Source organism: Calditrichota bacterium (assembly GCA_013152715.1).
Taxonomy (GTDB): domain Bacteria; phylum Zhuqueibacterota; class Zhuqueibacteria; order Thermofontimicrobiales; family Thermofontimicrobiaceae; genus 4484-87.
Window position 1 is genome coordinate 14,000 of the sequence record JAADFU010000094.1, and the last position, 15,005, is coordinate 29,004.

The 15,005-nt window shown below is 43.8% G+C and carries 12 protein-coding genes; all 12 read left to right on the forward strand.

Translation table 11 applies throughout. The features are described from left to right. Positions 1 to 10: 10 nt before the first annotated feature. Entirely contained in the window at positions 11 to 1,612 is a 1,602-nt protein-coding gene (locus GXO74_07260) for a hypothetical protein (protein ID NOZ61464.1), read from the forward strand. Positions 1,613 to 1,631: 19 nt separating this feature from the next. After that, positions 1,632 to 2,606: a hypothetical protein gene (locus tag GXO74_07265; GenBank protein NOZ61465.1), complete on the forward strand. Its 975-nt coding sequence runs from the start codon at positions 1,632 to 1,634 to the stop codon at positions 2,604 to 2,606. Between the two features lie 11 nt (positions 2,607 to 2,617). Beyond that, positions 2,618 to 4,252 carry a type II and III secretion system protein gene (locus GXO74_07270; GenBank protein NOZ61466.1) on the forward strand — a complete coding sequence of 545 codons (1,635 nt, stop codon included), beginning with the start codon at positions 2,618 to 2,620 and terminating at the stop codon, positions 4,250 to 4,252. A 3-nt stretch (positions 4,253 to 4,255) separates the two neighbouring features. Continuing rightward, on the forward strand, positions 4,256 to 7,669 hold the full coding sequence (locus tag GXO74_07275; protein ID NOZ61467.1) for a hypothetical protein: 3,414 nt from the start codon (positions 4,256 to 4,258) through the stop codon (positions 7,667 to 7,669). A gap of 115 nt (positions 7,670 to 7,784) precedes the next feature. Beyond that, the gene (locus GXO74_07280) at positions 7,785 to 8,273 is read left to right on the forward strand and encodes a hypothetical protein (GenBank protein ID NOZ61468.1); all 489 of its coding nucleotides are present in this window, start codon (positions 7,785 to 7,787) and stop codon (positions 8,271 to 8,273) included. 12 nt (positions 8,274 to 8,285) lie between these two features. Further along, positions 8,286 to 8,867 (forward strand): hypothetical protein, encoded by a 582-nt coding sequence (locus GXO74_07285; protein NOZ61469.1) that lies wholly within the window; start codon positions 8,286 to 8,288, stop codon positions 8,865 to 8,867. Between the two features lie 27 nt (positions 8,868 to 8,894). Further along, entirely contained in the window at positions 8,895 to 9,932 is a 1,038-nt protein-coding gene (locus tag GXO74_07290) for a hypothetical protein (protein NOZ61470.1), read from the forward strand. Between the two features lie 103 nt (positions 9,933 to 10,035). Beyond that, the gene (locus GXO74_07295; GenBank protein NOZ61471.1) at positions 10,036 to 10,539 is read left to right on the forward strand and encodes a hypothetical protein; all 504 of its coding nucleotides are present in this window, start codon (positions 10,036 to 10,038) and stop codon (positions 10,537 to 10,539) included. Positions 10,540 to 10,559: 20 nt separating this feature from the next. Further along, positions 10,560 to 11,144 (forward strand): hypothetical protein, encoded by a 585-nt coding sequence (locus GXO74_07300; protein NOZ61472.1) that lies wholly within the window; start codon positions 10,560 to 10,562, stop codon positions 11,142 to 11,144. Positions 11,145 to 11,169: 25 nt separating this feature from the next. Further along, positions 11,170 to 12,435 (forward strand): DUF4900 domain-containing protein, encoded by a 1,266-nt coding sequence (locus GXO74_07305; protein ID NOZ61473.1) that lies wholly within the window; start codon positions 11,170 to 11,172, stop codon positions 12,433 to 12,435. Between the two features lie 424 nt (positions 12,436 to 12,859). Next, positions 12,860 to 13,486 carry a DUF4347 domain-containing protein gene (locus GXO74_07310; protein ID NOZ61474.1) on the forward strand — a complete coding sequence of 209 codons (627 nt, stop codon included), beginning with the start codon at positions 12,860 to 12,862 and terminating at the stop codon, positions 13,484 to 13,486. Between the two features lie 123 nt (positions 13,487 to 13,609). Further along, complete coding sequence (locus GXO74_07315) at positions 13,610 to 15,004, forward strand: sigma-54-dependent Fis family transcriptional regulator (GenBank protein NOZ61475.1); 1,395 nt, start codon at positions 13,610 to 13,612, stop codon at positions 15,002 to 15,004. The last annotated feature ends 1 nt before the right edge of the window (position 15,005 follow it).

Genomic DNA, 15,005 nt, shown 5'->3' on the forward strand with positions numbered 1-15,005 from the left:
TGAGCGGACGATGGACAAATTAGCTTTAGGCATATATTTCGACGGACTTTATGTTAATGCGGCGCTCGTGAAGCAGGAACACGGATTCCTCTCCATCGAATCGCTGGAATCCTTCCGGCTTTACGACTCGCTTGAACAGTCAGAAGAAAGTCAAAACTCATCAGCTTCTTCGGGCGGAAGTGAACATGCAGCCGATTCGGACGACCCGTTTGGCTTTGATATCGACGGCATCGGGCAAAATAGCGACGTCACAGAAACGAGAGGCAATATCGACGTCATCGTGGAAATGTTGACAAAAATGGCGCCGGACGGCTGTCCGATTGCTTTTAATTTGCACGACTCGAACGTCATCTACACGGTCATCAATGTCGATAAAAAAGTGACCAAATCACAGTTGAAAAAATTAATCGCCGAAGAATTGGCAAAGAGCGATGAGCAAGAATCTGTTTTCGGGCAAATCGGATTCGCGCCCATCTCAGATTTGAGCTATCTGGGCGTGGTGCACAAAGATCCGCTCGTTTTTGCTAATCTGCTTTCAGAAGCGGTGCGCTTGATTCATCGACAATCTCAGCCGATCAAACTCATTGATACCATTGAATTTTCTTTGTCAGAGTTTATTTCCGGCGAATATCATTTTTCCGATCAGGATCGAACCGCAGTTGTCTTTTTCAGTCAGAATTTTACTAAAATATTTTTTATGAGAGGTTCGATTGTTGATCACATTTTGCCGACAATCCACATCGGCATTCGTTCGAGCAAGATTTGCGAAACTGCTTTTTCCAAGTTGCTCTATGAACTCGATTTTAAAGGAATCGAATTGCCGCAGCGGATCGTATTGGTTGGCGAGGTGGATCCGATCGGAGCGGAAGATTTCTTTCAGCAGAAATTTCCTAATATCAAGATCGTTAAATTTGAAGTCAATGAATCGCTGTTGGCGCCGCACATCCAAAGTCTTGCCGGCAAAACGTCTCCCTTCAGCGTGGCAATCGCGTTAGCGGCGAAGATTTTGCGACCTAAAAAATCAAGAAGATACAAACATAATTTTGTGCCTAAAAAAGTACGCGAACAACAGTCACAGTTTGTGATTGCCTGGCATGGATTCGCCATGGTAGGCTTAGTATTTTTGACGCTCGTTTTATTATTTTTAAAAAGCACAGCGATGAACGGCGATATTGCGAAATTGAAAAATTCGCTTGACGAAATAAATTTTGATCTTTCAAAACTGAGCAATGTTGAGCATGACGTGGATAGCCTGCGGCTCCAAATCAGCAATCTGGAAAAAGGGACTTCTCTGATCGACTCTTTATCTGCTGTCACGACTCGTTGGACGCCGTTAATAAAGACTTTTTCGGATGCGTATCAAAAAGTCGGGAAATTCTCAATTAAAAAAATGGAGAGCGTCAGTGATGAAAAAATGGTTGTGAGCTTAGATCTATCAAAATTAGAACAAGTTGCTTTGTTAGAAAGGTTCATTCCGGAAAGCAAAGTTTTGTCTGTGCTTCATCAGGAAACAGAAGATCGAGGTGAAGTGCTGGAGATGACGATAGAATGCGATTTGAGCCATCAAAAGCTAAAAAAACCGAAAGCGGCAAAGTTGAATCAGGCGAATTAGTGAAAAATAAACTGAAGCTATGAATAAAATTGTACGAAATACATTAATCCTGTCCTCGGTGTGGGTGCTCATGTTAATTATCGGTGTCATCTACATTTACGGACATCAGAAAAAATTGCTCAATAAACTCAAAGCCGAAGAAAAACAAAAATCTGAGCGGCTGGCGGATTTGCGCTCGTTGCAGAATGATTTGACGGCGTTGGTAAATTATTATAAGCAATTGAAAGAAAATAGTTTACGATTTAAAGGTACTTTGGCGTCTTTTGTACTGCCTGGAGAAACTTTTGACTATATTCGCCGCGAACTGATTCGAACGAACTCTACCATAAAATTGGACATGGATTTTGAGAACGAAGAACCTTTTAAAAACATGATCAGACGAAATTATATTTTGAAAGGTACAGGCAAATTTACTGATATTTACAATTTCTTCTGGTTCTTAGAAAACGGACCGGTTTTTTATAATTTGGGCTCTTTAACGGTGGAAAAGACAGACCAAACTGCGGTCGCCGACGCGCTGCCTACTCCGGAAAAGGAAGCTTCATTCAATTTAAAGCTCGTTGGCTACGATCGCAAGGAAGGGCCAAACATAACGGAGATCAATAATGAATATGGCGAGCCGGAGCGCATTGCAGACATATTCGAGGAAATCGCGCCTCGAAGTCGCTTCGCGGCAAATAAGCCCGCGCCTCGTTTCGCGGATAATAATTCGGCGCCGCCACGGATGAAAAGTCGCACTTTACAGCCGCAGGAAACAGCTAAAGCCAGAAATACAAGGGACTTGGCAAAGATGAGCAACTCATGTGAAGTGCTGGCGATTACGCCATTTTCAGTGCTCATTAAAGACGCTAACGGAAAAATTATAAAGCTGCGCAAAGGTGATAAAATTTATGGCGGCACATTGACAACATTGGACGCCAAAACAGGAAAGGCGATTTTTCAATACGACAATCAACCTGGAGCCAGGACATTTGTTTTGACAATGCAAAAATAGAGATGACAACCATGAAAAGGATCATACTAACAACCGGGCTGGTAATGAGTTTATGCCTTGTGTCGGCGCTATTCGCCCAGAAAGAGCTGCCACGAGAATATACTCCGCCAGAAGAGTTGATTTCGCTGAACAGTGAAATTGACATCTCAACTGCGCTGGATTTGATCAGTGAGTACGCGATCCAGTTTGCCAAGAAACCAATCTATGACCCCGATGGCCATTCCGGGCCTATCGGAGTTGATATTCGAAGTATTCCCTGGAAAAAGGCATTGGGCTTAATTCTCAGTCGACGGGGTTTGTGGTATGCGGAAAAACCACGCTACATTCAGGTTATCAGCGCTGACGAGTACGAATCCATGCTCACTGGGGGTGGGGGAGAGGACATGAAGCTCGGCGCCGGCATGGATTTGAAACCCCACAGCCGGGAAGTAAAAATCGAGACCGTGTTTTTTGAAGGCGATAGAAAGGCGTTGAAAGAAATAGGTTTGGATTGGAGCACATTTTATCAGGGAAAAGTACTTGTTGACGCCAGCCAATTGGGGACCCTGGATATTACTGACAACGTGTTTAATGTGGGCGCCAGAATTCCCAAAAAACTGATTGGCGTGGATTTGGAAGTGTTGCTGAAAGCTTTTGATTCAAAAAAAATTGGTAAAGTGTTAGCTCAGCCGCAAGTGGTCGTGACTGAGGGAAAAGAAGGAACTATTCAGGTCGGACAGGATTTTTCGATCAAAGAACGAGATTTTGCCGGCAATATCATTGATCGTTTTTACAGTACAGGCACTATTCTCAAAGTAACGCCGTACATCATTCAAAATACCGCGCCGGATGGCAAACCGCTTGAGCCGGTCATTTTTCTGAAAATCCATGTTGAGCGAAGCACGGCGCATCCGGATGTCGTCAGCACGATTATCAATAAATCCCAGGCGAATTCTTATTTGCAGCTTTATGACGGCGAGGAAACTTTGATTGCCGGGCTGTATTCCACTGAAAAAAATAAGGTTCGCAAGGGAGTGCCAATTTTAAAAGACATGCCGTGGTGGTTTTTGGGATTTCCGTACATTTTTGGATACAATCGCACCGAAGAAACTGAGAAAGAGTTGGTCATAATCATCAAAGCGACGCTGCTGAAAGACGTGCTCGTCCGTCAAAAAGTGACGAAAACGAATGCGATGAATCTAAGCCAAACGCTTGCGCAAAATTATCGTAGCGACGCCTTTGTCAGAAATGATTTTTCTCAAATTCAAGCCAGTTCAGACTCGCCTGTACATAATTTTAGGGTGACAAGTCGACCGGAAGCCTCTTTGGTTTCCAATCCGACAGTGAAGCCGTTGGCAAACTCAATTCCCAAAGTGCAAAATCACAGTTCAATTACTCAATATTGCTTTGGCAAAATAATCAAAATAAAGAACCAGTTGGCATTAATCTATTGGCAAAGAAAACCGGCGGAAATTAAAGTCGACGGCAAGATCGGATCAATTGTGAGAAAATCTAATTCTGCGCGAAAGGTCAATATTATTGCAGAAGCCAAAATTATCGGCACGCGACAGAATCGTTCTGTTGTCAAAATCAATAAAAGAAGATTTGATTCAACTATTCGTGCCGGAGATGTTTTTGTGATCAAAATAAACGCAACCGAGGATTGAAAAATGTGGCGCTATATTATTAATTTTGTAATCGTTGTCATCATCGGCATTCTGCTTTTTCTTTCTTGCGGACAGAGCGATGACATTGTGGGGTCTAAAAATGATTCCATTGAAGCCCTGGAGACGTCAGCGCCCGCGATTTTAGCGGACGGTTTGTCCACGGCAATCATCGTAGCGACGGTACTCGATTCCAGCGGCAAACATACGTCGGGTTTACCCGTTCATTTTGAAACGTCTGCTGGTGCGATCAATGAAATGGAATACACTGATGATGACGGAAACGCTTATGCCGTTCTGCAAAGCGTCGCCAGCAAAGCAGACCTGAAAGCGATAGTGACAGCGACTGTGCTGGATACGCTGCACCTTCTTCCCAAGGGCGCCGGATTTAATTTCGGCTTGAGGCTCTCTGTCAAGGGCATGAAATCACTGCCCGGACGAAAATTTGATTTGAAAAAATCGTCGGTAACGGGCGAGAATTCTGCCTCTATCCAGGTTAATTTTATTGGCATCGCTTTTGTCGGAGAATTGGAAGAAGCGTCCATTCCGGCAGATGGAATTTCAACGGCAAGATTGAAAGTGACGATTAAAGAGACCACGAGCAAAAAGGCGATAACCGACGCCGAAGTTTCCGTCGCGGCGACTTACGGCACAATTGTCAATAAGATCAAAACGGACAACCAGGGACTTGCCCAGACGGATCTCACCGCGGCTACTGTTGAAGGCACCGATTCGATCTATCTGGAATACGGAAATGTTTTTCGCGACACGCTTTTCATTGATTACGAAAAACCCAACATTTCGATTTCTCCCAAAACTGCTTATTTAATTGCGGACGGGAGCAGCAAGACAACGTTCACCGTAGCTGTGAAATCAAAGAAAAATACGCCTATCGTCGATGCGGAAATTCATTTTTCCGCGACAGACGGAACCATTGCTCCGAGCGTAATTGCTACAAATAGCGAAGGAATCGCTCAGGCGACGCTCACCAGCGTTGCCAAAGTGGATACGAATGTATTGGTTATCGCCAGTTTGCATCAGTTTGCTGATACTGCTCGCGCGCGATTTATCAAGCCAATCCTGAGTTTGACGCCAGAAAGCGGGGAATTGCCGGCAGATGGCAGCAGCGAAATGGATTTCGCTGCCTCTCTTGTATTGCCGGATAATACGCCGGTTGTCGGAGCGGAAATAAGTTTTTCGACGTCAGCGGGAACAATTACCCCGACTTCAGGGAAAACCGATGCCACCGGTTCTGTCAGCGCAACACTGAAGAGCGATTTTAACGAAAATGAAAATGTGATTGTTAAAGCTGTTTTTCAAGAGTTGCAAAAAACAGCGACGGTTCGTTTCTCACTGCCAGTACTCACGATTTCTCCTGCGGAAGCAAAATTGCTGGCTAACGGCAGCAGCAAACAGACATTCACCGCCGCTTTAATATCGCAGAACAACGTTCCTATCGCCAACGCGGAAATAGAATTCTCGACCACCAACGGGACTATTTCCAATTCTAGCGCGCTGACCAACGCCGAAGGAAAAGCGTCAACGGATTTGAGAAGCAGCACTGTGCCCGACTCTAACGTGAAAGTGATCGCTCAATTCCACCATACGGCAGATACGGCGAACGTCGTTTTCATCCCTTCCTCGACAGAGAGCGGTTTAAAATTAGAAGGTGAAAATGAATTGTTTCGCGATGGTATTTCTTCGACGACCATCACCGCCACTGTGCTCGATGAAAATGGAAACCCGGTATCCGATGCTACGGTTTTTTTCAGCGCTCAATACGGCACAATTCCACAGACAGCAGTCACCGGCTCGGATGGCAGTGCGGGCGTGACTTATATCGCCGATGTGGGCGAAAACAGCGTCTCAGACGAAATCACGGCTACCGTCGGCTCCGCAACCGTGAGCCACGTCATTTCGCTGCGCGGATTGACAATGACGCTTTCGGCTTCGCCGGATTCCATTCCTGCGGACGGAGTATCGATCTCGACCATTTCCGTCCATCTCAAACAGACGGAATCGCAATTAGCTGTTTCCGGAATCAATATCACTTTTACAAGCGACCGGGGATTCATTGGGACGACGGCTGCGACCAACGAACAGGGCGTGGCAAACATCGAGCTTCGATCCGCATCATCGCCAGGCACTGCCACAGTGACGGCGACGTACGGTCTTTTTGTCAAAACAGCAAATGTCCAATTTTATTTGAATTCGCCTCAGAGCATGATTTTGAGCGCTGACCCGAACTACATTTGGGTGAAAGAAACGGGCAATCTGGAGCAGACATTAATTACAGCGACGGTTTTAGGCGTACAAGGTCAGCCAATCGGCCATGAAGTTCCGATAAAATTTTACGTGCAAAATTCTCCGGATGAAAATCTCCCTGCCGATGAACAATGCGGCTTTGTGAACGAAGGCGGCGCCGTTGTGAGAGAGACGGACCCCATTTACAGCTCGGACGGATCGGCCAGTATCGGATTTCGCTCTGGCACAAAATCGGGAACCGTGGAAATTCGGGCGGAACTCGTCGAACAGCCGCAAACTTTATCGCGCCAGGCAGTGATCGTCATCCGTTCCGGCCCGCCCTACATCTGGATCGATCCGGCGGATCCCGACCACGTTTTGCCGAACATGACGCTTTATCTGGATTATTTCAATCAGGACGGCAAATATGCACTCCGCGAATACAAAGTCACTGCGCTGTTGGGCGATAAATACAATAACCCGGTCGAGCAAAACACGACAGTCTATTTCACTTCCACGGGCGGAGTAATCACCACAGACACCAAAACATCCGCCGACGGATTTGCTCATGTGTCGCTTTTTTCGGGGAATCCGTTTCCCACAACTTGTCCCGCTGATCCGCGGTTGAATCCGCATCAAATCCCAAATCCGAACGAGGAAGGGATGAATTTACCGATTATTTTGCCGGATTTTGAGATGGGCGAAGTGACAAATAGCTGCGGCGATACGGGCGAAAATGACGGCATTGCTGTAATTTACGCCTACACCTGGGGCAGAGACCAAAACGGAAATGATGCGACGGTTTTCACGACCACCAAGGCAGTATTTGGCGGTGCAATTACACATTTTGAAGTTTACGTGGATCCTCCGGTAGATTCATTGAATCCCGGAGAAGTCGCTAATATTCATATTCGCGTCTGGGACGAGCATGGCAATCCACCATCGGCTGGTTCGTCAATGTCTGCCTCCACTTCAGCGGGAAAATTATCCGTAGAAAAATTTATGCCGGACAAAGATCGCTATGGATTTGGCAGTACTTATTTCACTACTTCACTGTTAAATAATCTGGACCCGATCGAAGACAAACCGCAAATGGCGGAAGTCACCATTAGTCTGGATGCGCCGAATCCAAACGGGAAAATTAGCGGAACGGTTTATGTCTATTTAAAACTTTAGAGAAAAAAATGCGGTACACTTTCATTCTTCAATCATGTGTAATACGGGAACAACATGATTCTTCCATCCATGCCGAGGTGTACCGCATTTAATAATTTCATCTGAGGGATCAGTGATGATGCAGAATTTTCTATTGATCGGCGCTTTTGTGATTTTAGGAATATTAATTTTATCAATTAACAGCACAATTTTTGTCACCAACAAAGCGATTACAGAGAACGAAGTACATATTACGGGAATCGGTCTGGGGCAAGCGCTGATAGAAGAAATCACTTCGCGGTCTTTTGATGAAAATACGACCGGATCAAAAAGGGTCGCCTCTCCTTCTCAATTGACGGGTGTGGACAATCTGAGCAAAGAAACTGGAGAGCCGCCTTTTGACGACGTAGATGATTACAACAATTTCAGCAAAAAGGTCGATACGCCGCGAATCGAGGGGTACGTGATTAATGTGAAAGTTGGCTACGCGAATCCGTTGACTCAGAGAAATTTTATTAGTACGAAAACATATCTCAAAAGAATTGAAGTGACGGTAAAAAATCCGAAATACATGCACAATCCGGATTCGCTGATTTTAGCGACGGTAGTTTCGTATTTCAAATAAAACAGGAGAACGATGCAAACGGCTTTCAACATAATGATTTCAATTGTCATTTTTTCACTTTTAATGATGATAGTCGTCGGCGTCGATGGCAACGTGAAATCTGTTTCCAGGCAGTTGTCAGGCGACAAAATCGCCCAGGAAATGGTCGTTGGAATTGCCGAGTTAATCGACCATGATTTTGCCAAAATTGGCTACATGAAAACCGCTCCTAAATTTAAATTAGGAGCGTTGGATTCAAATAAAATCACTTTTTATTGCGATTATGACAATAATGGGCTCATGGATTCGGTTTCGTTTTATTTTGACCGGAAAGTCAGTGCTGTGAAATCCAATCCACACATTCGCCACCTGTATCGCAAGATGAATAATCAAAATCCCGAAAAAGTTGCTTTGGGAATTGTTTATTTCAATCTCGCTTACTTTGATGAAAATATGAATCCTATCAGCTACGGCAAATTAGCGGATGTGAATTATGTGAATCAAATTAAAGCGATTCGGGTCCGTTTGCGTGCAGAGACTCAATTTCAAATTGAAAATCATTTCGGGAGCGCTTATTGGGGAAAAGTCTATTTCCCCAAAAATTTAAATTTATAGAACCATAAATCAGCAGAGATTTTGCAAATGGGAAAAGCCGCGCTGTTCATAGTGATTGGATTGTCCGTTTCATTGGCATTTATAAAATTGGCCTTGATCGGTTATCCGGTCCAGTCGATGACCAACACCAGCGATTATTTTAGTTCGGTGACCGCGACTAATATTGCCCGGTCAGCGCTGAATAATTATCTGAAAAAGCTAAATCAGAATAAATCATTGCACGGTACTTTTGTCGAGGAAGATCAATATATGGAAGGCGGAATCGACACGGTTGCCATTTCATCGGCTTCCGCTAATCCAACAATCGGAGATACAATTTCAGTAGCGGTAAAAGCTTGGTACAATAAAAAAAGAAAAGAAGCTTCGGCGAAAATAGTATTGTCGAAATTAACAATACCGCCGCTGGAGGCGGCTGTCGCTTTCCCGGGTCAGAATCCGGTGCTTGATCTCAACGGCGCGCCGCTAATCGATGGCAATAATCACGACTATACCGGAAATTTGTCGTCTGATTCCAGCGATTTGCCTGGCGTCGCCGTTCACTCAACAACGGATAGCGTCAACATCGTACAAAAACTTTACCATGACAAACAAGAAGATCACGTCGTTGGATTTGGCGGAATGCCCAGTGTACACGTCAAAGCAGTAGATGATCCGTCGGTTTTTATCGATCCCATTACTGCCAGCGCTGATTACCGTCTGCCAGCGGGAACCTATAGTTCGGTGACATTTGGATCCAAAAATACGCCGGTTATTGTTTACGGACAGGGTGATTTGAAATTTTCCGGCGGCGTTGTCGGTCACGGAATTTTGGTAATCGATGGCACTTTGACGCTGTCAGGCAATTTTTTCTGGTATGGCATCGTTTACGTCGTCGGACCCTCGCCGGAAATCTTCAACTCGGTGGGTACGAACAGGATTATCGGCGGTGTGGTACTCGGCGGTAAAGATAAGACCGCTCGTTTGCGCGGCACTGCAGATATTCAGTACAGCTATGAAGCTGTTGAAAATGTGCGAAACAACACAAAAAGTCTTTTGACAATGAATTTGATTTCATGGTTCGAATAATTTTTATCACATGATTGTCACTGAGATTATTAACTCACAGTTAGTGATTTTGCGCGGCAACGATCTTATTTGTAATTAGTTATTTAAAATTGGGTTAAGAAAAATGGGAAAAGGCGATCTGATTTTGGTCATCGGCGGACTTTTGCTGCTGTCAATGTTCACGCTTACAATAAACAGCTCGATTCGTGAGAATCAAAGCACGCTTTATTCAAGCGAAAGCGTCTTGAATGGATTAGTTTTAGCGCAAAAGTACATTGAAGAAGCGGAAGCGCTGCGCTTCGATGAAAACAAATCCGCGACGATTCCCAGTTCGTTCACCAAGCCGATTCGTCTGGGCCCTGACGGAAATGAGCATTATCCTTATTTTGACGACATCGATGATTTTAACGGTTTTTCTGTTACAGATACATTGTCGGGAAACGTACCTTACACAATTTATATCAGCGTTTTTTATGCAACATTAACGAAGCCGGATAAAGTTTCTACCAGCCGAACCTATTTCAAAAGGATGGTAGTGGAGATATTTTCACCATTTATGAAAGATGCAGGCGATAAAACGATCACTTTGAAAAAACTTTTTGCTTATCATTATTTTTATAGTCAATAAAAAATTGAGACGGATTTGCCATGAATGCTATTAGAGAAACATTATTAGCGCTATTTTTCGCCGGATGGATTATCATGATAGGCCTCCGGGTAAATACAAACTCGACATTGCATCTTTACAACACCCAGCGGAGCGCCATCAATCAAGAAAATTTGCACGTTGTTACTGACATTCTGGAATATGACTTTCGCAAAATCGGACATGGATTGCTAAATCCGCTCGGCGCGATTCAAGTCGCCGACAGCAATCGCATCGTGTTTTCTTATGACAAAGATCCATCATTAGTTTACGATTCCATCAGAGTTGTTTACAAGATGGTTCCAGTTAAACATAAGAACCACAAATTCAACAAGATACTCATACGCAAAGAAAATTCAAATAAAATTACCCGTTTTCCGTTTGGCATTTCCAGATTCAATTTGAAGTATTTCAACAAATTTGGGAAAAATTTGCCGACGCCGGTTGTCTCCGATTCATTGGCAAGTATCCGGGAAATTGAAATCTCTTTGACGTTAGCGAGTAGTGACCTTGAAAAAGATGAATATGGAGAAGCGAAATATGTCACCAGAATTGTGCCAAAAAATTTATTGAGCCATTATGATTGACTAGAAAACTACAACAGGTGAAATCATGGGACGTTACATCGCTTTCATTATCATGGGGTTTTTCATCAGTACTTCTACATTGCGGATGCAGGCAAATCGCTACACCACCGCCAGCGTGAATAATTTTTCGGATAAATACAAGAAATTAGTTGTCAAAAATGTCGCAAACACTGGCGCTACAATTGCATTAAATGCCTTGACAGTCAACATCAATGAAATAAAAGGCATTAAAAATCAGCCTATTGATGGCGGTCATTTTTCTTACTTTCTTGAAAGACAAAAAGATGATCCAAAGTTAGGCCCGACTGAGATAAGAGTCACTTCTATTGGTCACTTTATGAATAAGACAGACACGGTGATCGTTTTGCTAACGCGCCCCTCATTTTCACGCTATGCCTATTTCACAAATCACGAAGGAAATATCTGGTTTGCCACAGGAGACACAATTTACGGTCCCTGCCACACAAACACTTATTTTCAGATGGCAGGACGACCTGTTTTTTACGGAAAAGTGACGAGCGCAAAAGTCTATAATTCACATAGCCCTTATCGTAAATATTACTACGGCCTGACAGATCCCAAATTTTACGGCGGCACAGAATGGGGAATTCCTAAACTTCCTATGCCGACTCAAATTCCTCAGGACTTAATCGATGCCGCGAAGAACGGAGGCATCTACATTTCAAAAAGGCACGTCTGGATGAAGTTCCGATCGAACGGCACAGTGAAAATCGCAGCGAAAAATTCTTCGAAAACGCCCAAATCATGGGAATATACAACTTACAACCTCAATAGCACAAACGGCGTTATTTACATCACGAATAGCGGCTCAAGGCCAACAGTGCGCGTCAAAGGCACAGTCAATGGAAAAGTGACTGTGGGAACCCGCGGCTACATGAGAATCACAGGCGACATCGTTTACGCCGATGATCCGCGCGTAAACCCAAACTCCAACGATTTGTTGGGATTGCTTTCAGAACGAGATATTATTGTTTACAATAACCATCACGATCAAGATCGGACAATTCAAGCAAGCATTATGACTTTGGACCCTGCCACGGCTCCAAACAAGAATTTTTGGGTCGATCGCTACAAATATGATCGTTACGGACGTTTGCATTTATTGGGCGGTTTGATTCAAAATTCACGCGGCGCCGTGGGGCTGGTCGGAAGCTACTACAGCAGAAAAGGCTATCTCAAAGATTACCACTGGGACCAAAGACTAATGAAAATGAGCCCGCCTTATTTTCCTGCATTATTCGCTTTGCGCAAAATTTCCTGGTGGGAATAATGAGTCTTTCATTTTTTTTGTTACAAACAGCGCACATCCTCCAAGGCAGATTTGGGATTGTTTAACGTGGAAAATATTTTCATTTTAGTTGACGACCTGCCGAATTTGTTTCTGCTAAATTTTTACTAAAACTCTTTTCTTCCAATCTGAACAAATTTCACATTTCAAAATGAAATATTGCCTAATCATAATTCTCTTTTTGAACAACCAGTCATTTGCTCAAAAGACATTTAAATTTTTAGCAATTTTTCTACTGCTTTATTTCTTTTATTTACAATATGTTAAACAAATTAGTTTTTTTATTTGCGTCAGCCTAAAAACCTTGAAATAATAATTCTATTTTCTAGCTAATGGTACGCTTTTTGTTAGATAGAATATTGAATTCCAACGAAACATAACTCTCAAATATGAAAGGGGTTGGGAAATGCGTGAGGAAAAAACATTGTCGGGATGTGTGGTCATTTTTGGGATGCTGTTATTAATTTTTAGCGGGACGCATCAAATATGGGCACAAGCGAACCATTCAATGAAGCCGTTGAACGTCATTTTCGTTTCCAGCAAAATCCAGAATGCACAAGCGATTGCCGACGCGGCAGACAAAGAGGCAGTGGCTGTCGTTTATGATTTTGAAAATACAACGCTGAGGCAAATTAATTTGACTCTGGAAGAATTAGTGCAATGGAAAGGGAAAAAAATTGACCATTTAATGTTCTTCTGCCACGGCGCGCCGGGGACGGTCATTTTAAGTGCTAAGGAAATTGTGGACGTGAAATCCGTGAAGAGCGAATCCGATGAATGGAAATTTTTCAGCAAAATGTTCAACAAAAATGCTACCATCGATTTTTATGGCAGTGAAATCGGCTGGGGCGAAGAAGGCAAACAATTGGTCACATTTCTCTCTCAGGTGACAGGCGCCACTGTTCGCGCCAGCGTCAATTCGTCCGGCAACATTCATGACGCCGATTGGAATTTGGAAATCAAAACGGGGAAAAATCAAATTCCCTGCCCAATTAATTTTTCGCAGTTAGCAAAAACGCCCCTGTATTTTTAAATAGATGGCGCTGTTTAGTCAGCGCCTGTCCACTGCCGCTGGTTGTCGCCCCTCTGCCAGCGGCATGGGCTTTTTCTGATGATCAACAAAATTTGGCCAATCACAGCGAATGAGAACACAGCTATGGAAAATGAAAACAATGATCCGAGAACAGTTCTGGTGGTCGACGATGATATTGTTGATCTGAAAATTATGGAGCGTTTTTTCTTAAACAATAATTATCCGCATCTGCTCGCTAAAAATGCTGCTGACGGTTTATTGCTTTACCACAAACATTATCCGAAAATCATTTTCATCGATTTGCTGCTTCCGGACATGAATGGTATTACATTGATGGAAGAAATTATCCGTGAAGATCCCGAAGTCTCCATCGTCATCGCTACGGGCCACGCTTCAGTGGAAACTGCGGTCGAGGCGATCAAAAAAGGCGCCTGCGACTATATCACCAAGCCTATTGATATGTATCAGTTGTCGCTTTTGACAGAACGTCTGGTAAAATCGCAGCAAGTTTTGCTGGAAAAAAATCTTTTGCAGGCGAGATTGGATGAATTGTTTGGGTTTCATAATTTTATCGGCCAAAGCCAGCAGATCAAAAATGTCATTCGTCAAATCTTGCAAGTCGCCCGCACAAGTGCGACAGCGCTCATCACCGGCGAATCCGGAACCGGAAAAGAACTTTGCGCCAATGCCATTCACCAATCCAGTCCAAGAAAAAATAAACCATTCATCAAACTAAATTGTGCCGCTCTGCCTGAGAATATCATTGAAAGCGAACTTTTCGGCCATGAAAAAGGCGCGTTTACCTCAGCGATTCAAAAACGCATTGGGAAATTTGAATTGGCGGACGGCGGCACCATTTTCCTGGACGAGATCGGAGACCTTTCAATTTCTATTCAAGCAAAACTGTTGCGCGTGCTCGAGAACCAGGAATTTGAGCGAATTGGCGGCAATCAGACAATTAAAGTGGACGTGCGCCTCGTCGCCGCCACAAACAGAGATTTAAGACAAGCGGTGGAAAAGGGGCTTTTCCGCGAGGACTTATTTTATCGGTTGAATGTGGTTAATATTCATATTCCACCGCTTCGCGAGCGACGTGAAGATATTCCGGTGCTTCTGACTCATTTTCTCCAACATTTCGCGGAGCAGATGAATAAACCAATTAAGTCAATTTCGGCGAAGGCACAAGCGTTGCTCAACTCATATTCTTGGCCAGGCAATGTGAGAGAGTTAGTCAATACGATTGAGCGGGCAGTTGTTTTTTGCGAGTCAAGCACAGTAACGGAGCGGGACCTGCCAGATCAGATCGCCGGAGCAAGCAACGACCCAGCAAACTCATGGAATATGCCGTTGTTGCCTTTGGCTCAGATGGAAAAAAAGTTGATCGAGCGAGTGTTAATCGAAACCAATTGGAATTTACGTCGCGCTGCGAAAATTTTAAACATCCATCGTGGAACTCTTTACAGCAAAATTGAAAAACATGGGATTAAGAAAAACAAATTATTGATGGCGTTCAATTAAG

Bases quoted from the DNA above. Each gene is read 5' to 3' on its own strand.
- GXO74_07315 (NOZ61475.1), top strand. From the start codon at position 13,610: ATGGAAAATGAAAACAATGATCCGAGAACAGTTCTGGTGGTCGACGAT.
- GXO74_07275 (NOZ61467.1), top strand. From the start codon at position 4,256: ATGTGGCGCTATATTATTAATTTTGTAATCGTTGTCATCATCGGCATT.
- GXO74_07300 (NOZ61472.1), top strand. From the start codon at position 10,560: ATGAATGCTATTAGAGAAACATTATTAGCGCTATTTTTCGCCGGATGG.
- GXO74_07285 (NOZ61469.1), top strand. From the start codon at position 8,286: ATGCAAACGGCTTTCAACATAATGATTTCAATTGTCATTTTTTCACTT.
- GXO74_07290 (NOZ61470.1), top strand. From the start codon at position 8,895: ATGGGAAAAGCCGCGCTGTTCATAGTGATTGGATTGTCCGTTTCATTG.
- GXO74_07265 (NOZ61465.1), top strand. From the start codon at position 1,632: ATGAATAAAATTGTACGAAATACATTAATCCTGTCCTCGGTGTGGGTG.
- GXO74_07260 (NOZ61464.1), top strand. From the start codon at position 11: ATGGACAAATTAGCTTTAGGCATATATTTCGACGGACTTTATGTTAAT.
- GXO74_07270 (NOZ61466.1), top strand. From the start codon at position 2,618: ATGAAAAGGATCATACTAACAACCGGGCTGGTAATGAGTTTATGCCTT.
- GXO74_07280 (NOZ61468.1), top strand. From the start codon at position 7,785: ATGATGCAGAATTTTCTATTGATCGGCGCTTTTGTGATTTTAGGAATA.
- GXO74_07305 (NOZ61473.1), top strand. From the start codon at position 11,170: ATGGGACGTTACATCGCTTTCATTATCATGGGGTTTTTCATCAGTACT.
- GXO74_07295 (NOZ61471.1), top strand. From the start codon at position 10,036: ATGGGAAAAGGCGATCTGATTTTGGTCATCGGCGGACTTTTGCTGCTG.
- GXO74_07310 (NOZ61474.1), top strand. From the start codon at position 12,860: ATGCGTGAGGAAAAAACATTGTCGGGATGTGTGGTCATTTTTGGGATG.